This window comes from Halorubrum sp. SP3, from assembly GCF_005435195.1.
Lineage (GTDB): Archaea > Halobacteriota > Halobacteria > Halobacteriales > Haloferacaceae > Halorubrum > Halorubrum sodomense.
In genome coordinates this window covers 1-436 of record NZ_SGTU01000394.1, presented here as the reverse complement: position 1 = coordinate 436, position 436 = coordinate 1, and the positions used below count along the sequence as shown (strand labels likewise).

At 50.7% G+C, this 436-nt stretch carries 1 protein-coding gene; it reads right to left on the bottom strand.

The genetic code is table 11. The features are described from left to right. Positions 1-157: 157 nt before the first annotated feature. The coding region (locus EXE42_RS18995) for a hypothetical protein (protein ID WP_199240803.1) at positions 158-436 on the bottom strand (279 nt) is incomplete at its 5' end.

Genomic DNA, 436 nt, shown 5'->3' with positions numbered 1-436 from the left:
ACTCGCCGTCACCAGGTCGCATTGGGCTATCAAGCCGATCCACCATATCATCAATGAGACGTTCAATCTCCTCTTGAACCGTCTTCTCTACTTCACCATTGATGATCTGATCTCGCCGTTCACTGATCGCATACGTCGATAGACCCGGAGGTTGGAACTACTCAAGGACATCCAGATCAACAAGATGGTTAATTGCGGTACTAAAGGAGGGCTCGAATGTCAACCGTTCCGCGATCTCGTTTCGAGTCAAACCCTCCGACTCTGGTCCGATTTCCTCTTCATACAAGGCAGTCACAATAGAGATCTGATCATCAACGCTGGGGAGATCCCTCTTCTGGTCTCGAATGTAGGCAGCAAGCGCATCGCTGCCAGTCAGTTCCTCGTCCTGACTTTCATCGTCTGGGCGGGGAGCCTGCGCGTATTTTTCGATATTATC